Genomic DNA, 22,728 nt, shown 5'->3' with positions numbered 1-22,728 from the left:
GGTCAGCGGCGGAGGAAGAGGAGGACGGCCAGTACCCGGCAGGATTCCGAACCCGTGGTGGGGAGGCCGAGTTTGTCGAAGATGCTGGAGACGTACTTCTCGACCGCGCGGACGGTGATGACCAGGCGATCGGCGATGCCCTGGTTGGAGTTGCCGGCCGCCATCAGGCTGAGGACCTCGCGTTCGCGCGGAGTCAGTTGCTCCAGCGGGTTCTCGGTACGACGGCGTGACAACAAGGTGGACACGATCGCCGGGTCGATCGCCGAGCCGCCCGCGGCCACCCGTCGTACCGAGGCCAGGAAATCCGGTACGTCGCTGATCCGGTCCTTGAGCAGGTAGCCGACCCCCTCGGCGGAGTCGGCGAGGAGCTCCATCGCGAGGCCTGGTTCGACGTACTGCGACAAAACCAGTACGGCGACACCGGGATGCTTGGCCCGGATCTCGACGGCGGCGCGGAGGCCCTCGTCGGTATGCGTCGGCGGCAGTCGAATGTCGACAATCACAACATCGGGCAATTGAACCCGCAGTACCGCCCGGAGTTCGTCGGCGTCGCCGCACCGAGCAACGACGTCGAACCCGGCCTCGCTGAGCAAACGGGCGAGACCCTCGCGCAGCAGCACGCTGTCCTCGGTGATCGCTACCCGCACGGCAACTCCGCCCGCAGTCGGGTACCGCCGCCTCGTGGGGTCCAGATCCGCAACCGGCCGCCGAGCGATTCGACCCGATCGGCGAGGCCTCGCAGTCCGGTGCCCTGCTCGGTGTCGGCACCGCCGATACCGTCGTCGACGACCTCGACCACGAGCAGGCCGTCGACTCGGCGCACGTCCACGCCGGCAGTCCGTGCCTGGGCGTGCTTGCCGATGTTGGTCAGGCTTTCGCTCACCACGTAGTACGCCGCGACCTCGATCGGCTCGGCCAGCCGTTCATCCAGCGCGACCGTCAAGGTGACCGGCACCGGTGCCCGGGCGGCCAAGGACTCCAAGGCGACCGGGAGCCCGTGCGCGGTGAGAACCGCCGGATAGAGACCGCGAGCTATGTCGCGAAGCTCGTCCAGCGAGAGGGCAATCTCCTTGCGTGCCTCACTCAGCAGGGCCTTCGCCTCCGGGGCTTCGCCGAGCCGCGTCTCGAGTACGCCGAGATCGAGTGAGAGCGAGACGAGTCGCTGCTGGGCACCGTCGTGCAGATCCCGTTCCAGCCGTCGGCGCTCGGCCTCGCCGGCCTCGAGCACCCGGGCCCGGGATCCCCGGAGTTCGTCGACATTCGCCCGCAACTCCGCCTGCAGCCGACCGGTCTCGAGTGCGATCGCCGCGGCGGCGCTGACCGCGTCGAGCAGATCCGGCTCCTCGTTCAGTGCCGGGTCGTGCAGCAGCGCCGCGACCCGCGCACCGTCTCGATCGATCATCGTCACCCGGGCCGGATCGGCGGGAAGCTCCACCGGCCGGCCGTCCTGATCCGCCCAGCTGCCGAACTGTGGCAGCCAATACACCAAGTCCACCGACGGATCCCGCAGCGCCTGCGCCAGCGGACTGCGCAGGTCGATCGGATTGGCGCGCAACGCGAGCACCAGGTCGCCGACCGCCGTACGCGCGAGTCGAGCCTGCAGCAGACCGCCGAGATACGCGATCGGCGCAAGCCCGATCAAGGCGAGGCTGACATCGCGGACTGCCGGGAAGGCGGGTCCTTCGAAGACACCGACGATGAGCAGTACGGCGATCATCAGCAGGCCGAGCACGAACGCGTCGATGAGCAACGCCAGCGATCGACGCAGCGGCCGGCCGTCGGCCCGTCGCCGCGCGACGAGCAACGCGCCGCCGGTGAGCGCGACGCCGCTGATCACGAGCAACTCGATCACGTGCAGCGGGTCGGCCACCTCCGGTAGGTCTGCGATTGTCAACCAAAGACGACCGCCGGGACCGCCCAGCATCATCACCACCAGTTGGGCGCCGAGCGCGAAGGCATAGCCGACGCCGACCAGCACGCGCTCGTACCCGTGCCGCAGTCGACCCCCTGGAAACGCCAGGCTGACGTGCACGACCAGGACCAGCGGAACCAGGTCCAGGGCCATCCCGATCGTGTGCGGGAGGGCGGCGTTCGCCCAGACCAGTGAACTGCCCAGAGTGCCGAACCCGGTCACGATCATCAGCGGCCCGAGCCGATTCGCGGGCCGGCGAGCCCAGGCGACCAGGCCACTACCGGCGTACGACGTCGCGATCCACAGGATCAGGAGCGCATGCAACGGGTCGACCCCGCCGGCCGCGGCCAGCGCGATCGCAGCCGCGACGCCGACCACCAGAGCAGCCGTCGTCACCAACAGCACGGGTCTCGTCCCCATCAGAACCCCTTGCTCAAGCTACGCCCGCCCTCTGCCCGAAACCAGGCGGCGGGCGCGGGCTGGGACGGCGTACACCAGAAAACCGAACCCTTGAACGGCCAGTCAGCCGCCTTACCGGTCGGGTCCCTCGCTGCCAGCGTTGGGAGGAGACCCGAGGGGAGAGCGGCGATGAAGACACGGATCATTCAGGACGAGCCGGAGCAAGCTCAGGCCACCAGCCTGCCGGCGGAGGTACGACGGATCGGGCGGTTCACGCCGGTCGCGTCGTACCAGCGATTCGGTTACGTCTGCGGGGTGCTGCTCCTGCTCAGCGGACTGGTGCACGCGGTCGTGTTCCTGGTCGACGGTGGGTCGTGGGAAGGGCCGGTCTCGTGGCGCAAGCCGATCGTGTTCGGGCTGTCCTTCGGCATCACCGTGGTGACGATCACCTGGCTGATGACCTTCCTGCGGGCCAAGCGGCTGACCGGCTGGATCATTGTCGGATTGTTCGCAATCGCATCGTTGGCAGAGGTGTTCCTGGTCTCGCTGCAGACCTGGCGGGGCGTCGCGTCGCATTTCAACGAGACCACGCCGTTCGACGCATCGGTCTTCTCGTTCATGGGCATGCTGGTGGCGCTGTTGGTGCTGCTGACGGTCTTCGTGACGGTCCGGTCGTTCGTCCGGATGGACGCGCCGCCGTCGCTCGCCTGGGCGATCCGCCTCGGCCTGCTGCTGATGCTGGTCAGTCAGGGGGTGGGAGCGCAGATGATCGCCGAGGGCGGCAACACCTTCGGTACGGCGGGCGCCCTCAAGGTGCCGCATGCGGTGACCCTGCACGCCATCCAGGTCCTGCCCGCGTTGGCCATCCTGCTGCTGGTCGCCAAGTCGACCGAGCGACGCCGACTCAGAATCGTCGCCATGGGCGCGGCCGGGTACGCCGTCCTGATCGCCTCCACGTTGGTCCAGACGTACGACGGCCGGGGCCTGCTGGACCTCAGTCCACTGACCTCCGCGCTGGCCGTGGCCGGCCTCGCTCTCCTCGCCTTCGCAGGCCTCAAGGCGCTGAACGGACTCAGGCCCGGGACTCGCTGAGGAAGCGGTTGACTTCGTTGACCAGGACTGGCCAGGCGGGTTCGCGTTCGGTGATGATGTGGTTGGCGCTGTCGAGGTAGACCAGTCGGCTGCCGGGGATGAGCTTGGCGAGTTCCAGGGCCTGTGACTCCGGGACCCGGATGTCGCCGCGTGAGTGCACGAGCAGCGTGGGACAGCGAACCTTCGGCGCCACGGCCGAGACGTCGATGTGGGCGAACGCGTCGAGGAACCGTACGACGTTCTCCACCGACGTCGTCGCCCGCTGCAGTTCGTTGAACGCGCCCCACGTCTCGCGCGGCGCGTCCGGCAGGAACTGACTGGCGAACACCTGCCGGAAGGCGGCGTCGTCGCGGCGCCAGCTCACTCGACCCAGCGCGAGGTCGAGGGCAGCCTCCTGCCGCTCCTCCTCGGATCGCGCCCGGGCGAGCCGGCCACGGCAGTACGCCCCGATCAGGACGAGCTCGCTGACCCGGTCCGGGTGACGCTCGGCGTACGCGATCGCCACTGCGCCGCCCTGGGAGACACCGAGTAGCGGGAAGCGGTCCACCCCGGCCGAGTCGACGACGAGTTCGAGATCTTCGACCCAGGCGTCGAGACCGAACTCGGTGACGTCCCAGTCGGAGAGTCCGCAGCCGCGTTCGTCGTACCGGATCAGGCGGTGGGCGCCGGCGAGCCACTGGATCCAGTGCCGCCAGATGGGGCTGCTCCACTCGTGATCGAGGTGGGTCAGCCAGTTCGCGGCTTTCACCAAAGGCGGTCCGTCACCGCAGACGGCGTACGCGAGCCGCACTCCGTCCGGGGTGTCGCAGTAGTGGATCTCCTGGGCCAGGCACGCGACCGGGATGGGCGTCGCGCCGGGTTCCCCGAGCACCTCGACCGGGGCAACGAATCGGTACCCGACCCCGTGCACCGTGGCGATCACCTCCTGCCGGTGCCCGTCGTCGCCGACCGCGCGGCGCGCGTCCTTGAGCCGGCTGGTCAGCGCGGAGTCACTGATGAAGCGGTTGCCCCAGACGGCGTCGAGAAGCTCGAGTTTCGGTACGACGCGGTCCCGGTTCTCGATCAGATGGACCAGGACTCCGAAGACCTGCCGCTCCACGCGCACCTGATCGCCGCCCCGCCGGAGCACGAAACCGCGGGGATCCACTTCGCAGTCGTGGAAGCGATACATCCTCAGGCCCTCTCTGTTCGAGAGTGTGCCACGAATGAGCCGTGCGGTCTCCAGCCCTTCTCGGGACGCTCTGCAGATCTTCTTCATGACTCCCGGGCGCCGCGCTGCCACGGTGTTCCGACGGGATCGCGGCCGGGGGTGGCCGGCCCGGACCATTCCAAGGGGGAATCACCATGAACGAGGACCGACTGCGCCACGCCGTCGTGATCGGCGGAAGCATGGCCGGCATCCTGACCGCACGCGTGCTCAGCGAGCACTTCGACGAGGTCACCGTGATCGAGCGGGACCAGCTGCCCGACGGCCCGGACGTCCGCAAGGGCGTACCGCAGGCGCGCCACCTGCACGCCTTCTGGGCGGGTGGGATGGAGGTCGTCGAGCGCCTGCTCCCCGGCGTCGGCAACGATCTGCTCGCGGGCGGCGCCGTACCTCTGAATCTGCCGACGGACATGGCCTGGCTGACTCCTGCCAACCGTTGGACGCAGCCGTTCGCGCCGACGCAGCGCGTCGTCTCGGCCACCCGATCGCTGCTCGAATGGACCGTGCGGAGTCACGTCGAGAAGGTAGCCAAGATCGGCTTCTACGCCGACCACGAGGTGACCGCGTTGCGGCTTGGGCCGACGGGCGACGTTGCCGGGGTGAAGTTGCACGGCCGGCACACCGGTACGACGGCCGAACTGCCTGCCGATCTGGTCGTCGACGCGAGCGGGCGCGGTTCGAAGCTGCCGGAGTGGCTTGGGGAGCACGGCTTCGCGGCTCCTGAGGAGAGCACCGTCGATTCCTTCCTTGGCTACGCGACCGGGTTGTTCGAGATCCCCGCCGGGTTCAGCGCTCGGTGGAAGGCCGTCTACATCCAGAACGCGCCGCCGGTGCAGCCGCGGGGCGGCATCATGTTCCCGATCGAGGGGAACCGCTGGGTGCTGACCGTGATCGGTGGCGGTGGGGACTACCCGCCGACCGATGAGCAGGGATTCCGCGACTTCGCCGCGAGCCTGCGCAGTCCGCTGCTGGCCGACATCCTCGAGGTCGCCGAGCCGATCTCGCCGATCTGGGGCTACCGCCGTACGGCGAACCGCTGGCGGCACTACGAGAAATCGGCGATGCCCGGACGGCTGCTCGTGCTCGGAGACAGCCTGTGCGCGTTCAATCCGGCGTACGGACAAGGGATGACGGTCGCAGCGAAGGAAGCCGAGGTGCTGGCGGACCTCCTCACCGGCTGCCACTCCCAGGCCGACCTGACCCGTGCGCTTCAAGGTGCACAGCGCGCGATCGCCGCCCGGGCCAAGGGGCCGTGGATGCTGTCCACCGGTTCGGACCTGCGCTACCCGACGACAGTCGGCGCCAGCCAGACCAGGGTCGACAAGCTCGTGAACAAGTACCTCGACCGGGTCCTGGCCGCCGTCTCCGACGACGCGACCGTGAGCGCCGCGTTCCTGCGGGTGCTCAACATGATCGACGAGCCACAAGCTCTGTTCTCGCCACGGCTCATGCCCCGCGTACTCCTCTCCCGGCGCCGGCCGGCTCCGGTCCATAATGGCTTCGTCGTCGACAAGCAACTGACCACGACGAGGGCCGAATGATGAACTCACTCTGCTCGCTCCTCGGGATCGAGGTGCCGATCGTGCTCGCGCCGTTCGGTCCCTGGGAGGAGGTCGACCTGGCGGCCGCGGTGTGCAACGCGGGCGGCCTTGGCAGTCTCGGCACCGCACTTCGCAGCACCGACGAGCTACGCGATCAGTGGCGACGCCTGCGCGAGCTCACCGACCGGCCGTTCGCCATCAACCACACCGGGCGGCCGCTGAACCGGGAGGCCTTCGACGCCACCCTCGAGGCCGGGCCGGCCGCGATCTCCTTCCACATGGGGATTCCGGCCGACCTGATCGCCCGGGCGCACGACCACGGGATCCGGTGGATCCAGACGGTCGGGGATGTCGACGCGGCCGAGATCGCGCTCGAGGCCGGCGCGGACGTCATCGTTGCCCAGGGCACCGAAGCCGGTGGGAACGCCGGCTGGGTCTCGACGCTGGTACTGGTACCCGCGGTCGTCGACCTGGCCGGCTCGACCCCGGTGGTGGCGGCGGGCGGGATCGCCGACGGGCGGGGGATGGCGGCCGCGCTCGCCCTCGGAGCCCAGGGCGTCAGCCTCGGCACCCGCTTCCTCGCCACCACCGAGATGACGGTCAACCAGGAGTGGAAGGACCGCATCGTCGCCGCACATGCCCGGGACGCGATCAAGGTCGCGCATTCCGACCGGGCGTTGCCGCCCTTCAACCTCCCACAGGTCGGCGCGCCGTTCACCGCGCGCGCCCTGCGGACCCCGCTCACCGATCAACTCGAGCAGGACCCGGACAGCGTGGATCCCCAGGCCCTCGCCGCCCGCGTACGAGCCGAAGTCCTCACCGGCGGAGGCCACGACCTACTCCCGTTCACCGGCCAATCCGCCGAACTGGTGCACGACGTCATCCCCGCCGCCGACCTCGTCTCCCGCCTCATGTCCGAGTGCGCCTCAGCCCTGCATCACGCCGAAGCCGCCATCCCCAGGCCCGTCAACTCCTGATGTCCAGGAGCGGATCGGTCACCACCTCGCGCCAGCGGTCCCTGTGCCCGTTGGCGTGCAGGCGGTAGTAGACGGTTTCGCGGCGGTCGCCACCGGTGTGGCCGCCCATGTTGTGCCCGAGCAAGTAGTGGGCGAACAGCACGCTCCCGGCCGGGCCGGAGACCTGGACGGGGGAGCCGAGGTCGATCTTGGGATAGGGGCCCGGGTTCATCTCGTCGACGCGGGTGAGCGCATCGGCGCCATGCTCGGCGAGATAGGCGCCGAGGCCGAGGTGCGTCCCAGGCCAGACGTAGAGATTGCCCCGATCAAGCTCTTCGTGATCGGTGAGCCACAGCCCGGCCAGCATGGTGAACGTCCCCGGCACACCATCAGCCGCCATCGGCGTGATCCCGTCGACGTGCGGCCCGCCCGGGCGATGTGACCACGGCGGGATCGTCGTCGCGACCTGCGCGAAGTCCGGCTCCTCGATGGACAGCTCGGGACGGATCAGCTGCCCCGCGAGCTCACCGAGCCCCACCTCCCGGTAGAGGTCGAGCAGCTCGTGCCCGCCGTTGAACCGCGGCCAGAGGAAGTGAAAACCGACATCTGCCGGCGGTTCCTGCTCGAGCATGGCGGCGACGGTACGACGGCCGGCGGCAAGCTGCGCGTCGGTCAGTACGTCGGGCACAACGACGTACCCCTGCTCCCGAAAGTGCGCCCGCTGGCTGTCGGTGATCATGCTGCCAGTCCATCAGCGGCTGCCCCGACCGGCAATCGAATTAGGCGCCAGAGGTCGGATGTTTCACCCCGCTGGTCTAGCTGTGGTGCCGCAGGCGCCGCTAGGATCCCGGGGATTCATTGGATCACTTCTGGTGGCCGACGGAGGGCCTGGTTTGAGCAATCTGGTGAGCTCGCAGCGGCTGTACTACGACCGGCCGGCGAGTCTCTGGGTGGAGGCGCTGCCGCTGGGCAACGGCCGGATCGGGGCAATGTGCTTCGGCGGAGTCGGCACGGACCGGATCGCCCTGAACGACGAGACGTGCTGGTCGGGCAGCCCGGAGACCGCGCGCCTGCTGTCGGCCGCACTCGGTGCCACCGGCGCCGATGCGGTCGAGGACGTTCGAGCAGCGCTCGCGGCCGGTGACGTACGTCGCGCGCACGAGTTGGTGCGTGGATTCCAGGCCGGCCACTCGCAGGCCTACATGCCGCTCGGTGACCTGCTGTTCGACGTCTCCACGCCGGCAGCCGGCGAAGTGACGCAGTACCGGCGATCCCTCGACCTCGACACCGCGACCGCTGTGACGGAGTACGAGACCGGAGGCGAGGCGATCCGGCAGGAGGTGTTCGTGAGCGCTCCGGCCGGAGTGCTCGTACTGCGCTTGACCGCATCGCAACCACTCACGCTCACCGCGCGCCTGACCTCGCAGCTGAAGTCCCAGCCGCATGCGGTGGCGGACGGACTCGGACTCCTCCTGCAGGCTCCGGCCGACGTCTTCCCACCGAACCGCGACGTACCAGAGCCGGTCCGCTATTCCAACGGCGCCGACCGCGGCATGGCAGCGGCCATCGCACTCCGCACCCTGACCGATGGCGACCTGAGTGCGACCGAGACCAGCCTCACCATCAGCCAAGCAACCGAAGTCACCCTGATCCTCGCCACGGCAACCGGGTACGACGGTCCCTTGACCCCGCCGATCCGGACAGCCGACGAATGCTTCGCACAGGCCGACGAGAAGGTTGCCGCCGCCCTCGATCGCCCGTACGACGAACTCGTCCGCGAGCACACCGCGGACCATCAGGAGCTGTTCCGCCGATCGTCGCTCGAGCTGGAGGGTCCCGGCGATCAAGCCGACGTACCAACAGATGTCCGGCTGACCCGAGCCGTCGAGCAGGACGACCCGTCCCTGGTCGCGCTGGTGTTCAACTACGGGCGCTACCTGATGATTGCCGGCTCGCGCCCCGGTGGGCTGCCGACGAACCTGCAGGGCATCTGGAACGACATCCTGCAGCCGCCGTGGAGCTCCAACTACACGGTCAACATCAACACCGAGATGAACTACTGGCCGGCGGAGACGACGAGTCTGCCCGAGTGTCATGAGCCCCTGCTCGACTTCCTCGAGCACCTCGCGGAAGCAGGTCGCCGTACGGCGAGGGAGCGGTACGGCTGTGGCGGCTGGACCGCACATCACAACGCCGACGCCTGGTGCTGGACGATCCCGGTGGCCGGCAAACCGAGGTGGTCCAACTGGCCGATGGCCGGTGCCTGGCTGGTCCGGCACCTGTGGGACCACTACGCGTTCAGCGGCGACCTGGGGTTCCTGGAGCGGGCCTGGCCGATCCTGCGTGGCGCCGCAGAGTTCTGCCTCGACTGGCTGGTCGAGCTGCCGGACGGCAGCCTGGGTACGTCGCCGTCGACCTCACCGGAGAACAGCTACCTGGCCGACGGCGAGCCCGCGTCGGTGACCGTGTCATCGACGATGGACCTCGCGCTGATCTCCGACCTGTTCCATCGCTGCGTGCTCACTGCCGAGGCGCTCGAGTTGTCCGATCCGCTGGTCGAGCAGTTCGCCGCGGCTCGCAAGCGCATCCCGGACCCGCCGATCGGTAGCCGTGGGCAACTTCAGGAGTGGGCCGCCGACCTGCCCGAGGAGGACCCGCACCACCGCCACATGTCGCACCTGATCGGTCTGCATCCCGGCGACGCGATCACCCCCGACGGCACGCCGGCACTGGCTGCCGCGGCCGCGCGGACCCTCGACCTGCGCGGGGATCGGGCCACGGGCTGGTCGCTGGCCTGGAAGATCAACCTCCGGGCCCGGCTGCGCGACGCAGCCGGAGCACACCGGCTGGTCCGCGCGTTTCTGACGCCGGCCGACGACACCTCGACGGACTATGTGGGGAGTGGCGCGGGTGTCTACCCGAACCTGTTCTGCGCGCACCCGCCGTTCCAGATCGACGGCAACTTCGGCGCGACGGCAGGGATCGCCGAGATGCTGATGCAGAGCCACACCGGTGAGATCGAACTCCTGCCCGCCGTACCGGCAGCGTGGACGACGGGTCGCGTGACCGGATTGCGAGCCCGCGGCGGTGTCACCGTCGACCTCGCCTGGTCGCCGTCCGGCCTCGGCACCGTCCTCACGGCGAATCGCGACCAGCAGCGGATCATCCGGTACGGCGGCCAACGCATCCCGGTCACCTTGACTGCGGGCGCCGTACACCGGTTGGAGCTGAGCTGATCAGCCCTTGCGGCGGTTGAGGAACGCGAGCATCGCCTCTTGCGCGGCGGGGGAGCCGAACAACCCGGCCGACAGCTCGGCGAGTTCCTTGCCACGGGCATCGATATCGGCGAGGAGCTCGCGGTTGAGGAGCTTCTTCGACTCGCGCAGGCCCTGAGGGACGCCCTTCAGGAGAGACTTGAGTACGGCGTCCAGCGCGGAGTCGAGGTCGTCGCCGGGGACCGCGCGGGTGACCAGGCCGAGGCGCGCGGCCTCCGCGCCGTCGAAGCCGTCGCCGGTGAGGAACGTCAACGACGCGGCCCGGTCGGTGAGCCGGGGGATGACGGTGAGCGAGATGGTGGCGGCCGCCAGCCCGAGCCGGACCTCGGTGAGCGCGAACGTCGACTCCGAGGCGGCGATGCTGATGTCGGCCGCCGCGACGATCCCGATCCCGCCGGCCCGGACCGGCCCGGCGACCCGCGCGACGACGGGCTTGGGGTTGGCGACGATCGCCCGCTGGACGTCGACCATCCGTTGCGCGCCGACACCCATGCCGACCGTGGTCGCCTCGGACAGGTCGGCACCGGAGCAGAACACATCGAGCGCCGAGCGAATCACGATCACCCGTACGGAGTCGTCCGCGCCGGCCGCCTCGAGTCGCTCCAGCAGTTCACCGGTCAGCTGCTGCGAGAGCGCGTTCTTGTTGTGCGGCGAGTCCAGCGTGATCGTGGCCACGCCGTCGGCAACCTCGAGGTGCACCAGTTCGGTCATGTGCTCATCCAACACCCACTGCGGCCCCGCCTGCTGTAACCAGCCGCACACCTCTCAGACGGCCGGCGGTGGCGCCTTCACAGCGAGGTGATCCGCGTGCCGGTGGGCGATCTTCCAGTCGCCGTCCTCCATCCGGAAGACCATCGTCGCCCGCAGCACGTGCGGGACCGGCTCGGGCCGGTCGAGGTACTTGACCGTGCAGGACTCGATCGCCACCGAGTACGCCGTGTCCGCGCCGGCGTGCTTGTCCAGGTACTCGAACTCGACCGTTGCGCCGCTGGGGCTGAATTGCGAGGCGGCCCACTCGTACCGCGGCCCGATCTGCGTCCAGCCGATCTCCCGGCCGCCGAAGCCGCCGAAGATCGACGTCTGCTCGCTGCGCGACACCAGCGGCAGCCACAACGACGCGTCCCCGTTGACGAAGGCCGTGTTGGCCTGCTCGAACCGGCGCAGGAACGACTCGAAGCTCTGCGTCACCGCTCTGTCTCCCGCCAGGAGCTACTCTCCTCTGCCGCCGCCTCGTTGCTGGCTTCTGGTTCGTTCGAGCTTCCTCTGGACATAACCTGCCACGAAGCTCGCGTCAGTGCCTGAGTCCAGCATTTCTGCGGCCGCGTTCTTGAGCTGTTCCGCATCAGCGGTCAGTTCCTGTCCGGGAGCCGGTGAGCTGCCGGCAACGCGCATGGCCAGATCCAGGTCCTTTGCCTTCTGGTCTCGCACGCGCTGTTCCGCCTCCGCTTGTGCCTTCTCCTGCTGTTCCTTGTCCAGCCTCACCGTGTTCCCCTTCGTTCCGGGTTCGCGAAGCTGCGATTCTTCCGGGTGACCAGGTCATCGACGCGCGGTCACGGCGCGGGGCAAGGAATCACTTTCCGTCGGCGTACGACGGCGACAGTTCGCGGGCCAGGTGCTCGATGAACAGGCCGACGTCGGTGACGATGCCGCGGGCCTGGGAGGAGCCGCGGTCGGCCAGCTTGGTCACCGTGGCCGGGTTGATGTCGACGCAGGTGAGCGGGATGGACGCCGGCAGGATGTTGCCGGTAGCAACCGAGTGCAGCATGGTCGCGGCCATCAGGCAGTAGCCGACGCCGGGCAGTTCGGCCCGCATCGCCCGCTGGCCTTCGAGGACGTCGGTGTAGACGTCCGGGAGCGGCCCGTCGTCGCGCACCGACCCGACCAGGACGAACTTCTTGTCCTTCTTCACCAGCGCGTGCATCACGCCCGAGGTGAGCACACCCTGCTCCACCGCGGCCGCGATCGAGCCCGCCTTGCGGATCGTGTTGATCGCCCGGATGTGATGCTCGTGGCCGTGCTCCACCCCGCGTCCACGGGCCAGGTCGACGCCGAGCGACGTACCGTAGAGCGACGACTCGATGTCGTGGGTGGCCAGGGCGTTCCCGGCGAACAGGACGTCGACGAAACCGGCCTCGACCAGCGCGACCATGGCCGGCGCGGCGCCGGTGTGGACGATGCCCGGGCCGCCGACCCAGAGCACCTTCTGACCGTTCGCCTTCGCCTCGCGCATCCCGTCGGCGACCTGCTTGACCAGCACCCGCTGCGGCTTCTCGCTGGAGACGTCCGACTCCATGAAGCCGAACCCCTCCTCGGTGTTCACCGCGATCGGCGGAATGACCTTCACGCCCTGGGCGCTGGTGATGATCCGCATCCCGGCCTTGACCTCGGACATCGGGATGGTCCGCACGCTCTCGCCCTCGACCAGCAGGCCGCAGTCCATCTCCGGGTTCTGTACGGCGACCCAGTGGCCGCTGAGCCGGACCATCGTCGGCAGGTTCGTGGTCGAGTAGAACCCGTCCGGGAACACCCCGTCGACGGACACCTCGGTGATCTCCGGCGTACCGGGGTCGACCAGGTTCGCGCCCTTGGTCTGGATCCGCATCAGCAACCGCTGCAGGGACTCCTCGTCCTCCGCGCCGACCGTCATCCGGACGGTGGACGGGTCGTCCTTGTCGTAGCCGAGGTCGAACTTGTCCAGCGTGTACTCACCGCCGTACCCGCGGATGTCGTCAAGCACCCGGGACAGCAGTCCGGAGTCCATCAGGTGGCCGGTGATCTCGACGGTCTCGGTGACCTGCACGGGTTACCTCCCTCGGCATTCGTCGGATTGTCCGACGATCCGCACTCTAGCGCGCCGATGTGACAAATGCTTCACACGGTTCGCACTCCAGTACGACGCTAGACCACGGCGCCGTCGTCCGGGGTGTCATCCGGTGGGAGCCGGTCCTTCATCCGGATCACCAGGGTGAGGAAGCCGCCGATGAAGCCGACCACCGCGAGAGTGGTGATCCGGCCGGCGCCGAAGTCGAGGACGGCCGCGAGGATCAGCAGCACCGGGCCGCCGATCAGGCCGAGCCAGGCGAGCCGGCTGATCCAGTCCAGCCGCGGGCCGCGCGGAGGCTCCGGCGGGACGAAGTGGTCGTGCGGGTCGTCGGCGCGTTTCGGCGGCGGAGTCTCCTCCTTCTCGTCCTCCTCGTCGTCGCCGACGATCAGCCCGGCCGGTACGTCGATCAGCGGCTCGTACTTCTCGTCCACGTCCTCACTGGCCGGCCACCGCGGCACCGGCGTCTCCCCGCCGTCGTGCCCGGGAGCAGACGGCGCATTGAACTGCTCGACCAGCGACTTCCACTCCGCGTCCTCGGTACTCCGCTCGATCACCGGCCGAGCCCGATCAACCGCCTCGCTGTCGACAAAGATCTCCTCGAACCCGGTGGGGATCCGGGCCCGGGCCTCCGCCTTGGCCCGGCCCTCGGCTTTCGCCGGCGCGGCATCGGCCGTCGCCGCCGGCTCGGCCGGCGTACCCGCCTCGGCCGGTGCGGGGGCGTCCTTGCCGGCGGGCTCGTCGTCGGCCTCTGGCTGCTCGGCCTTGACCGGCGCCTCGGCCCGCTCGGCGACCTCTCCCGCCGGCGCGCCGCTCACCTCGACGGCGGATCCTTCCACCTCGGCGGAACCTCCGGCCGCGTCAGCCGCCGACTCATCGGAGGCCTCGCAGTAGGCGGCGATGCCGGCTTCGGCGAGGGCGGCGAGGACGGGTTGGGCGATCAGGGGATCGATGCCGCCCAGGGAGGTGTACCCGGCGGCGGTCAGGCCGTTGTCACGCATCGGCGCCCTGCTCTCCGATCGTGCTCAGGCGCTCGATGAAGGCTGCGGAGTCCGCGAAGATGCGCGGTGCGTCGTTGTCCAGAGTTGCCACGTGATAGCTGTCCTCGAGCAGGGTCTCGGTCACGTCGCGGGACGAGATCGAGGCCAGCACGGTGCGCCCCGAGCTCGGTTCCACCACGTGATCGACAGTACTGCGGAACAACAGCACCGGCTGTGTGACCTTGGCCAGATCGGCCCGCGTCAGTTGCCACAGCTGGGACAGCGAGTGCAGCGCCCGCAGCGGCATCCGGTCGTATGCGCCCTCGTCGACTCCGGGCTTCTTGATGTCGTTCGAGATCCCCGGGAACGACGGAAGCAGTCGCGACAGCACCGGCAGGACGGCCAACCGCTTGTCATCGGTCTGCACCGACGGATTGATCAGGACCAGACCGGAAATGTCCTCACCGTGCTCCTCGGCCAGCCGCAGTACCAGGCAGCCGCCCATCGACAGCCCGACCAGGAACACCTTGTCGTGCTCCTTGCGCAACCGCTCCAGCTCGTTGTCCAGTACGGCGTACCAGTCCGGCCAGCCGGTCTTGTTCATCTCCTGCCAGGTCGTGCCGTGTCCGGGCAGTCGCGGTACGGCGACGCCGTACCCCTGAGCGGCCAGGTGCTCCGCGAACGGGCGCATCGACTTCGGCGAACCGGTGAAACCGTGGCTGAGGAGGACCCCGACAGCGGCGTTCTCCCCGGATCCGGGGCTGCGGAACTCCTCAGCATGGCCTTGCACTGGCACGGTCGACTCCTCGCCGGTCACGGTCCTCACAGACGGTCAGGCGCAGACACGCCTGACCGCCTGCCAATGGTCGCATCTAGTGCCTCGTCGAGGAACGTTCGGCACCTCCAGCGGCGCCCCAGACGCCCGCTGGCGGCGTTGTCGTCGTCGCGCAATGCTCCGCATTGCTCTCCTCCTCCGCCTTGCCAGCGAACGCCTGGACCACCGCTGAAGGCACCAACGTCCCCCGACGAGGCACAGGCTGCATCCAGTCTGCATCCAGGTGACAACACGGTGAGCAACGCCTAGATTCCTGGCGGTGACATTGCCTGAGGAGGAAGCTGGAACGTAGTGTCCTGCCGACGGTCGGCGCCAGAGCTGTCGCGACCGTCGCTACCGGCGGACACTGGTTTGTGGTGAGCTGTGCCGGAAATGACCCGGTGAGTCGCGTTGCGGACGAGTGACGGAGGTAAGGCGATGCTGTACCTGTTCCTCAGACGGTTCCTCGTCGCACCACTGGTGAAGCTGTTGTTCCGCCCGAAAGTGACCGGGCTGGAGAACATTCCCAGTTCCGGCCCGGCGCTGCTGGTCAGCAATCACCTGGCCTTCAGCGACTCGATCTTCCTGCCCGTCGCCGTACCGCGGCAGATCGTCTTTCCGGCGAAATCGGAGTACTTCACCGCGCCCGGGCTCAAGGGGAAGCTGGTGGCGACCTTCTTCCGGTCCGTCGGCCAGATCCCGATCGACCGCTCCGGCGGGCGCGCCTCGCTCGCCGCGCTGAACACCGGCCTGGAGATCCTGAAGAAGGGCGAGCTGTTCGGGATCTACCCCGAGGGCACCCGCTCGCCCGACGGCCGGCTCTACAAGGGCAAGACCGGTGTGGCCCGGATGGCGATCGTGGCCGGTGTGCCGGTCATCCCGGTCGCGATGATCGACACCGAGAAGCTGCAGCCGCCCGGCCAGCTCTGGCCGAAGTGGTTCTACCGCGAGAAGGGCCGCCGGCTGCCGCGGCTGATCCGCCCCGGCGTCGCGATCGGCAAGCCGCTGGACTTCTCCCGCTACGAGGGCATGGAGCGGGACCGGTTCGTGCTGCGCTCGGTCACCGACGAGATCATGTACGCGCTGATGGAGCTGTCCGGCCAGGAGTACGTCGACATGTACGCCGACAAGGCCAAGCAGCTGATCAAGGCCGGCGAGTCGGTCGACGAGCACCTCCGCCTCGGCGACACCAAGGCCAGCTGACACTCTTTCGCGCGGCAGTCCGGGTTTCGCGGGGGAGCCGGGTGAGGATGGCTGCATGGACAGCGACCTGAACGTGCTGGGCGAACCGCTTGAGGAGTGCGGTACGGACCCGGTCACCGGCTTCTACCGCGACGGCTGCTGCACGAGCGGCCCCGAGGACCTCGGCAGCCACACGGTCTGCGCCGTGATGACCTCGGAGTTCCTCGCCCACCAGGCGTCGGTCGGCAACGACCTCATCACCCCGCGCCCGGAGCTGCAGTTCCCCGGTCTGAAACCCGGCGATCGCTGGTGTGTCGTCGCCGTCCGCTGGCTCCAGGCCTACCACGACGGCGCTCCCGCCCCCGTCGTACTGGCCTCAACCCACGCCCGATCCCTGGAAACCATCCCCCTGTCGATCCTCCGCGAACACGCCGTCGACGTACCACCCGATCTCGCCTCCCTGACCTGAGACGAGGACAACCGGTTCCGCGGGCTGCCCTAAAGTTGGGGGCATGCAATTCGCGACGTTGAGTGCGGGGGATGTGCCCGGGGTTCCGAGCCTGGATGAGTTGCGGGCTATGAAGCCGCTGCAGCAGCCCGAGTGGCCGGAGTCCGCGCCGCTCGACCAGGTGATCTCCGAGCTGCGGACGCTGCCGCCGCTGGTGTTCGCCGGTGAGTGCGACGACCTGACCACGAAGATCGGTGCGGTCTCGCGCGGTGAGGCGTTCATCCTCCAGGGCGGTGACTGCGCGGAGACGTTCGACGGGGTGACCGCGGAGAACATCCGGGCCAAACTGCGGGTGCTGCTGCAGATGGCCGTCGTACTCCAGTACGCCGCGAGTGTGCCGGTGGTGAAGGTGGGCCGGATCGCCGGTCAGTACGCCAAGCCGCGCAGCTCGGGTGAGGAGACGCGCAACGGTGTCACGCTGCCGTCGTACCGGGGTGACGCGGTCAACGGGCTGGAGTTCACCCCCGAGGCGCGGATCCCGGACCCGCAGCGGCTCCGCGGTGTCTACAACGCGGCCGCGGCGACGCTCAACTTGACTCGCGCGTTCACCACTGGTGGGTACGCCGACCTGCACCAGGTGCACGCCTGGAACACGGACTTCGTGAAGTCGTCGCCGGTCGGGCAGAAGTACGAGCGGCTCGCGGGCGAGATCGAGCGCGCGCTGGCGTTCATGCGGGCCTGTGGGGCGAACTCGGAGGAGTTCCACACGGTCGACTTCTACGCGTCGCACGAGGCGTTGATCCTGGAGTACGAGCACGCGCTGACCCGGATCGACTCCCGCACCGAGCAGCCGTACGACGTCAGCGGCCACCTGCTGTGGGTGGGGGAGCGGACCCGGCAGCTCGAGGGCGCGCACGTCGAGTTCCTGTCGTCGCTCTCGAATCCGCTGGGTGTGAAGATCGGGCCGACCACGACCCCGGAGTACATCCGCGCCCTGATCGACAAGCTGAACCCGAAGGGCATCGAGGGCCGGCTGACCTTCATCACCCGGATGGGCGCGGGCAAGATCCGCGAGGCGCTGCCGCCGCTGCTGGAGGCGGTCCGCGACCACGGCTCGCCGATCGCCTGGGTGTGCGACCCGATGCACGGCAACACCTTCGAGACCCCGAACGGGTACAAGACCCGCAACTTCGAGGACGTCATGCACGAGGTGCAGGGGTTCTTCGACGCACACGAGCAGGTCGGCACCTGGCCGGGCGGGATGCACATCGAGCTGACCGGCGACGACGTGACCGAGTGCCTGGGCGGCGGTGAGGAGCTGGTCGCGGAGGACCTGGTCAACCGCTACGAGACCGCCTGCGACCCGCGGCTGAACCGGCACCAGTCGCTCGAGCTCGCGTTCCTCGTCGCCGAACGCCTCCGCGGCGCGCAGGCGTGATCGATCTCCGGTCTGACACCGTGACCCGGCCGTCGGCCGGGATGCTGGCCGCGATGACCTCGGCACCCGTCGGCGACGACGTGTACGGCGAGGATCCGACGGTCAACCGGCTCGAGGAGACCGTGGCCGGCCTGCTCGGTCACGAGGCCGGCCTGTTCACGGTCAGCGGCTCACTCGCGAACATCCTCGGCGTCCAGGCCCTCGTGCCGCGGGGATCCGAGGTGATCTGCGAGGCGAGCGCCCACATCGCCCGGGCCGAACTCGGCGCACACGCGGCCGTCAGCGGCATCACCACCCGCACCTGGAGCGCCCCGGCCGGCCAGATCGACCTGGAACAGATCCGCGCCCTCATCTCCGCGGACCTCGGCCGGTACTTCGTCACCACGGCAGCCGTCTCGGTCGAGAACACCCACAACTTCGGCGGCGGCACGATCCAGCACGCGTACGACGCCCTCGCCGACGAACTCGACGTACGCGGCCTACCACTCCATCTGGACGGCGCGCGGCTGTGGAACGCATCCGTGGCATCTGGTGTGTCGATGGCGTCGTACGCGTCCCGTGCCACCGCGGCCAGCGTGTGCCTGTCGAAGGGGCTGGGCGCGCCGGTCGGATCGGTGCTGGTCGGCTCTGCGGACCTGATCCGCGAGGCCCGGGTGTGGCGAAAGCGTCTCGGGGCTGGTTGGCGACAGGCCGGCGTACTGGCCGCGGCCGGGTTGTACGCACTGGAGCACAACATCGAGCGACTGGCCGAAGACCACGCCAACGCGCGACTGATCGCCGAGATCCTGGCCGACGCCGCACCAGGCTCGGTCAAGCCCGACCAGGTCGAAACCAACATCGTCGTAGCCGACCTGGCCGCAACCGGCAAATCGGTCCCCGAACTCGTCGAGTCCGCCCGCACAGCCGGCGTCCTCGTCGGCGGCGTAGGCCCGACCCAGCTCCGAATCGTCACCCACCTAGACGCCTCCACCAACGACTGCCGCACCGCCGCCCAAACCCTCGCCCGCCTCCTCACCACCTGAGCCCCGCAGCCTGCTAGGCGAGCTCCTCCCGTCGCCCGCTACGCCGGCAGCCCACCCACCCGCTTGCGCTCGCGCCGCTCACTTGCGCGCTCGCTCAGTCGACCGCCCGTGGTCGCGAGCGGGCGTGCTTCCGGGATCAACCGCTTGGCAGACAGGGTGCACAGGAGCGGCGTCCAAAGGCACTGGCACTGACACCGGCCTGTGGGTTGGCGAGATAAGGTGCGGGTGTCGGGGTCGCAGCGTTTCGGGGAGAGCCGTGCGAGAGATCGTCGTGTTCAGCGGAAGTGCCCACACTGGTTTGGCGGAGCGGATCTGTGCCGATCTCGGCGTACCGCTCTCACCGGTCGAAATCCATCGTTTCAGCAATGACTGCCTGCAGGTGCAACTGCAGGTGAACTGCCGACAGCGGGACGTGTACATCGTCCAGCCGCTCGTGCCGCCGACCCAGGAGCACCTGATGGAGCTGCTCCTGATGATCGACGCCGCCCGGGGTGCCTCGGCGCAGCAGATCACCGCGGTGATGCCGCACTACGCGTACGCCCGATCCGACAAGAAGGACGCGTCCCGGATCTCGATCGGCGGCCGCCTGGTCGCGGACCTACTGGTCGCGGCCGGTGCCGACCGGGTCCTGACGATGGCTCTGCACGCGCCGCAGGTACACGGGTTCTTCTCCGTCCCGGTCGATCACCTGACCGCGATCGGCGTCCTCGCCGACCACTTCCGCGGCCGGGATCTCGCCGACACGGTCGTGGTCAGCCCGGACCTGGGCAACGCGAAGACGGCGACCCAGTTCGCCCGGCTGCTCGGGTTGCCGGTCGCGGCGGGCAGCAAACAGCGGCTGGCCGACGACCGCGTGGTGATCGACGCGATCGTCGGCGACGTGGCCGGCAAACGGGCGATCATCCTCGACGACGAGATCGCAACCGGCGGCTCGATCATGGAACTGCTGGACCGGCTCAAAGACCTCGGCTGCACCCAGGCCGCGGTCGCCTGCACCCACGGCCTGTTCGCCGGCCCCGCGGTGGAGCGCCTGCGATCGCACCCGTCAGTGACCGAGGTGATCAGCACCGACACCGTGCCCCGCCCAGCCGGCTTCCCCGAACTCCAGGTCAGCTCGGTATCCACCCTCTTCGCCGAGGCAATCAAGCGCATCCACGGCGGCGAATCAGTCAGCAGCCTCTTCGACGGCGTAGACCCCACCCACGCCCCACCCCAACCCAAGCTGCCGTTCTAGTACTGGGCCGACCCACGCCTGCTCCGCGGGCGCCACTTCGTCGCTCCGCTCCTCAGCACGCCTGCTACGCACGCTCCCACGATTCATGTGGTTCAGCTGCGGCAGCTTGCTCCGGTGCATGCCTTCAGCTGCTGGAGGCGGGCGTCGAGGCGTTTGACCTCGTCGGTGTACTGTGTGCGGCCGGCTTCGGTGGCCAGTAGGTTCTGGGGCTGGTGGGGGAGGACGGGAAACGGCGGTACACCGTCGCCCAGATCGCAGCTGAGTTCGGCGTCACCCGCCCGACGGTCATCGCCATCTGTCGAAGATGGACTAGCACCGCAAGGTTCATGTGCACGAAGCAACTCTCAGGGCCGATGCTTCGATCAGTCGCCCTCCGCCGAGCCCGCTCCGAGGCGTCCGCCCTCGGCCCTCGGAGGCGCCTGTGGACGTCGAGGGCGCACCACGAACTGCTCCGGGAAGGTCCAGTCGAAGCGGACGGCGGCCAGGCGCACGAGCGTGGTCACCGTCAGGCAGACGACTCCCGCGATCGGGATGGGCGTGCCGAGTTCGGCGAGTAGGACTAGCGCTGCGGTGCCGGCACCCGCGGCGACGGCGTAGAGGGTGCCCACGTGCAGGAAGGAGAACGGCAAGCTGAGCATGACATCGCGCAGCATCCCGCCGCCGATGGCTCCGATGACGCCGACCACCAGTGCCCCGGCCACGCCTACGCCGAGGGACAGCGCCTTCGAGGCCCCGATCGCTCCGAACAGCCCCATCACGACGGCGTCGAGCACGGTGATCAGCCATTCCGCTCGTGACAACAGGGGTTGCAGCACCATGCCGAGGATCGCCGAGGCACCGGCCACGATCAGGTACCAGTTGCTCCAGACCACGACCGGTGGCTGATTGAGCACGGTGTCGCGAAGCAGGCTTCCCCCGAGAGCGACGGCGAGTCCGATCACGATGACGCCGAGCACGTCGATGCGGCGAGACCTGACGCCGGCGGCGAAGAGCGCCCCTTGAAGACCGCCGAGTCCGGCGGCCAGGAGTTCGATCCAGAGCGTCACCTGGAACGGGGTGATCGACATGTGATCCCTCCGGAGAACTGGGGGCCGGCGCGCGCGATTGGCGCGGGTCGGCCCCCTGGGTCGAAAGCGGATCAGCGGCTCACCGGCCGGCGTGCGAAGCGCCCTTCGCGGCGTCATCGATGGTGTCGGAGACGACGCCGGCCTGCGTGATGAACAGGGCGTGGCTGGCGGACACGTTGGTGATCTTCGCGCCGCTCCGCGTCGCCATGTGCTGCAGCATGGCCTGGTCGAACGACTTGTCCTCCGTGGCGATGACGGCCCAGCTGGGCTTGTCGCGCCAGGCGGCGTTCTTCAGCGGCGTGTCGAAGACCGACATGTTGATCGGGATCTGCGTGTCACGCAGGAAGGCGGCGTCCGCGTCGGTGGCGTCGTGGGCGAACCCGGCCTTGAACTTGTCGTGGTTGAGGAACCCGTATCCGTCGTCCGCGACATCGATGACGAAGTCCGGCGTCGCCGCGAATCCCTCGTACTGCTGGCCCGTGGTCTCGCCGGCGTCGGGCGGCTCTGATATGCAATATATCGCATGCTGCACATCCTCACAAGCCGCGCTTGGGGTTTACGAGATGCAGGGATGTGTGTGCAATATGTTGCCGTGCCGATTCCTCTGAACACCCCTGCCGTAGACCGCACCCTCCTGCGCGACGATGTTTACCGACGCCTCCGCGACGCCATCGTCGATGGAACGTTCAGGCCGGGGGAGCAACTCAAGGACGGCGACCTCGCTGCCTGGCTGGGGGTCAGCCGGACCCCGGTGCGCGAAGCGCTGCTGCGCCTCGCGGCGAGTGGATTGGTGGTGGCGCTGCCGGGTCGATCCACGACGGTCAGCGCCATCGACATTCAGGTGGTGCGGGACGCGAGAGATGTCGTCGCCGCGATGCATGAGTTGGCCGTGCGAGAAGTGACGGGCCGGCTCAGTGAACAGGACGTGGACCGGATGCGGGACGCGAACCGCCGGTTCGCTGGGGCTGTGGCATCAGGCGACGTCAAAGCCGCCCTGGAGGCAGACGAGGAACTGCACAGGATTCCGGTCGCCGTGCTCGGCAATCAGGCCCTCGAAGCGGTGATCGAGCGCTTCGACCCCCTGATCCGCCGCGCGGAGCGGATGCGCTTCGGTGTCGACGGCCGAGCCTCCGTCAACCGGCACGAGCAGCTGATCAATCTCATCGAGGCGGGAGACGCGACAGGCGCCGCATCTGTGGCGTTCGACATTTGGCACAGCCTCTCGGTCGACGACGACGCCGAAGCCGACGCCTGACCAGCTGGTTCGGGGAGTTGTGGTCGTGACCCAGGGGTCACCCTGCTCCATCTACTGGACACGCTGCGTATCAAGTTCGGACGTA

Annotated in this window: 22 protein-coding genes; 10 read left to right on the top strand and 12 right to left on the bottom strand. The window is 68.8% G+C overall.

Annotated features, from left to right (window positions below; genetic code table 11):
• Positions 1 to 2 precede the first annotated feature (2 nt).
• On the bottom strand, positions 3 to 647 hold the full coding sequence (locus V9K99_RS32090) for a response regulator transcription factor (protein WP_337005808.1): 645 nt from the start codon (positions 645 to 647) through the stop codon (positions 3 to 5).
• Entirely contained in the window at positions 638 to 2,332 is a 1,695-nt protein-coding gene (locus V9K99_RS32085; RefSeq protein WP_337005810.1) for a histidine kinase, read from the bottom strand. The genes V9K99_RS32090 and V9K99_RS32085 overlap by 10 nt, the downstream gene beginning before the upstream one ends.
• Positions 2,333 to 2,500: 168 nt before the next feature.
• Between V9K99_RS32085 and V9K99_RS32080 the strand changes: the two genes are divergently transcribed.
• Positions 2,501 to 3,403: a hypothetical protein gene (locus tag V9K99_RS32080; RefSeq protein WP_337005811.1), complete on the top strand. Its 903-nt coding sequence runs from the start codon at positions 2,501 to 2,503 to the stop codon at positions 3,401 to 3,403.
• Here the strand turns inward: V9K99_RS32080 and V9K99_RS32075 are convergent.
• Entirely contained in the window at positions 3,384 to 4,574 is a 1,191-nt protein-coding gene (locus V9K99_RS32075; RefSeq protein WP_337005813.1) for an alpha/beta fold hydrolase, read from the bottom strand. The genes V9K99_RS32080 and V9K99_RS32075 overlap by 20 nt on opposite strands.
• A gap of 173 nt (positions 4,575 to 4,747) precedes the next feature.
• Here V9K99_RS32075 and V9K99_RS32070 point away from each other — a divergent pair, with 173 nt between their 5' ends.
• Both V9K99_RS32070 and V9K99_RS32065 read left to right on the top strand, forming a co-directional pair.
• Positions 4,748 to 6,151: an FAD-dependent oxidoreductase gene (locus tag V9K99_RS32070; protein ID WP_337005815.1), complete on the top strand. Its 1,404-nt coding sequence runs from the start codon at positions 4,748 to 4,750 to the stop codon at positions 6,149 to 6,151.
• The gene (locus V9K99_RS32065; protein WP_337005818.1) at positions 6,148 to 7,128 is read left to right on the top strand and encodes an NAD(P)H-dependent flavin oxidoreductase; all 981 of its coding nucleotides are present in this window, start codon (positions 6,148 to 6,150) and stop codon (positions 7,126 to 7,128) included. Before V9K99_RS32070 ends, V9K99_RS32065 begins: the two co-directional genes overlap by 4 nt.
• On the opposite strand, the gene V9K99_RS32060 is transcribed toward V9K99_RS32065, so the two are convergent.
• On the bottom strand, positions 7,118 to 7,846 hold the full coding sequence (locus tag V9K99_RS32060) for a phytanoyl-CoA dioxygenase family protein (protein WP_337005820.1): 729 nt from the start codon (positions 7,844 to 7,846) through the stop codon (positions 7,118 to 7,120). The two genes, V9K99_RS32065 and V9K99_RS32060, sit on opposite strands and share 11 nt — an antisense overlap.
• 154 nt (positions 7,847 to 8,000) lie before the next feature.
• Between V9K99_RS32060 and V9K99_RS32055 the strand changes: the two genes are divergently transcribed.
• Positions 8,001 to 10,343, top strand: a complete 2,343-nt coding sequence (locus V9K99_RS32055) for a glycoside hydrolase family 95 protein (RefSeq protein WP_337005822.1) — start codon at positions 8,001 to 8,003, stop codon at positions 10,341 to 10,343.
• On the opposite strand, the gene V9K99_RS32050 is transcribed toward V9K99_RS32055, so the two are convergent.
• The 6 genes from V9K99_RS32050 to V9K99_RS32025 all read right to left on the bottom strand — a co-directional run bounded on the left by V9K99_RS32050 (position 10,344) and on the right by V9K99_RS32025 (position 14,979).
• Positions 10,344 to 11,093 carry an enoyl-CoA hydratase-related protein gene (locus V9K99_RS32050; RefSeq protein WP_337005824.1) on the bottom strand — a complete coding sequence of 250 codons (750 nt, stop codon included), beginning with the start codon at positions 11,091 to 11,093 and terminating at the stop codon, positions 10,344 to 10,346. It abuts the gene before it with no gap.
• A 54-nt stretch (positions 11,094 to 11,147) separates the two neighbouring features.
• Positions 11,148 to 11,570 (bottom strand): YybH family protein, encoded by a 423-nt coding sequence (locus V9K99_RS32045; RefSeq protein ID WP_337005826.1) that lies wholly within the window; start codon positions 11,568 to 11,570, stop codon positions 11,148 to 11,150.
• A 21-nt stretch (positions 11,571 to 11,591) separates the two neighbouring features.
• A complete protein-coding gene (locus tag V9K99_RS32040) occupies positions 11,592 to 11,864 on the bottom strand; it encodes a hypothetical protein (protein WP_337005828.1) in 273 nt (90 codons plus the stop codon).
• Between the two features lie 88 nt (positions 11,865 to 11,952).
• Entirely contained in the window at positions 11,953 to 13,182 is a 1,230-nt protein-coding gene (locus V9K99_RS32035) for an ornithine cyclodeaminase (RefSeq protein ID WP_337005830.1), read from the bottom strand.
• Between the two features lie 98 nt (positions 13,183 to 13,280).
• On the bottom strand, positions 13,281 to 14,204 hold the full coding sequence (locus V9K99_RS32030) for a hypothetical protein (protein WP_337005832.1): 924 nt from the start codon (positions 14,202 to 14,204) through the stop codon (positions 13,281 to 13,283).
• Positions 14,197 to 14,979, bottom strand: coding sequence for an alpha/beta hydrolase (locus tag V9K99_RS32025; protein ID WP_337005834.1), 783 nt, complete (start codon positions 14,977 to 14,979; stop codon positions 14,197 to 14,199). The genes V9K99_RS32030 and V9K99_RS32025 overlap by 8 nt, the downstream gene beginning before the upstream one ends.
• A gap of 456 nt (positions 14,980 to 15,435) precedes the next feature.
• On the opposite strand from V9K99_RS32025, the gene V9K99_RS32020 reads away from it, so the two are divergent.
• The 5 genes from V9K99_RS32020 to V9K99_RS32000 all read left to right on the top strand — a co-directional run bounded on the left by V9K99_RS32020 (position 15,436) and on the right by V9K99_RS32000 (position 20,321).
• Complete coding sequence (locus tag V9K99_RS32020) at positions 15,436 to 16,200, top strand: lysophospholipid acyltransferase family protein (RefSeq protein WP_337005836.1); 765 nt, start codon at positions 15,436 to 15,438, stop codon at positions 16,198 to 16,200.
• 55 nt (positions 16,201 to 16,255) lie between these two features.
• Positions 16,256 to 16,648: a DUF2237 family protein gene (locus V9K99_RS32015; RefSeq protein WP_337005838.1), complete on the top strand. Its 393-nt coding sequence runs from the start codon at positions 16,256 to 16,258 to the stop codon at positions 16,646 to 16,648.
• Positions 16,649 to 16,691: 43 nt separating this feature from the next.
• Entirely contained in the window at positions 16,692 to 18,065 is a 1,374-nt protein-coding gene (locus V9K99_RS32010) for a class II 3-deoxy-7-phosphoheptulonate synthase (protein WP_337005840.1), read from the top strand.
• Entirely contained in the window at positions 18,062 to 19,087 is a 1,026-nt protein-coding gene (locus V9K99_RS32005; RefSeq protein ID WP_337005842.1) for a threonine aldolase family protein, read from the top strand. The genes V9K99_RS32010 and V9K99_RS32005 overlap by 4 nt, the downstream gene beginning before the upstream one ends.
• Before the next feature lie 256 nt (positions 19,088 to 19,343).
• Positions 19,344 to 20,321, top strand: coding sequence for a ribose-phosphate diphosphokinase (locus V9K99_RS32000; protein ID WP_337005844.1), 978 nt, complete (start codon positions 19,344 to 19,346; stop codon positions 20,319 to 20,321).
• 362 nt (positions 20,322 to 20,683) lie between these two features.
• Here the strand turns inward: V9K99_RS32000 and V9K99_RS31995 are convergent, their stop codons facing one another.
• The gene (locus V9K99_RS31995) at positions 20,684 to 21,388 is read right to left on the bottom strand and encodes a trimeric intracellular cation channel family protein (protein WP_337005846.1); all 705 of its coding nucleotides are present in this window, start codon (positions 21,386 to 21,388) and stop codon (positions 20,684 to 20,686) included.
• A 79-nt stretch (positions 21,389 to 21,467) separates the two neighbouring features.
• Positions 21,468 to 21,920, bottom strand: coding sequence for a hypothetical protein (locus V9K99_RS31990; protein WP_337005848.1), 453 nt, complete (start codon positions 21,918 to 21,920; stop codon positions 21,468 to 21,470).
• A gap of 45 nt (positions 21,921 to 21,965) precedes the next feature.
• Here V9K99_RS31990 and V9K99_RS31985 point away from each other — a divergent pair, with 45 nt between their 5' ends.
• A complete protein-coding gene (locus V9K99_RS31985; RefSeq protein ID WP_337005850.1) occupies positions 21,966 to 22,643 on the top strand; it encodes a GntR family transcriptional regulator in 678 nt (225 codons plus the stop codon).
• Positions 22,644 to 22,728 lie beyond the last annotated feature (85 nt).

Origin of the sequence: Kribbella sp. CCNWLW201, from assembly GCF_037203805.1 — a bacterium.
GTDB lineage: Bacteria > Actinomycetota > Actinomycetes > Propionibacteriales > Kribbellaceae > Kribbella.
Note: the sequence above shows the minus strand (reverse complement) of the source record. Positions and strands in the feature narration are given on the sequence as shown.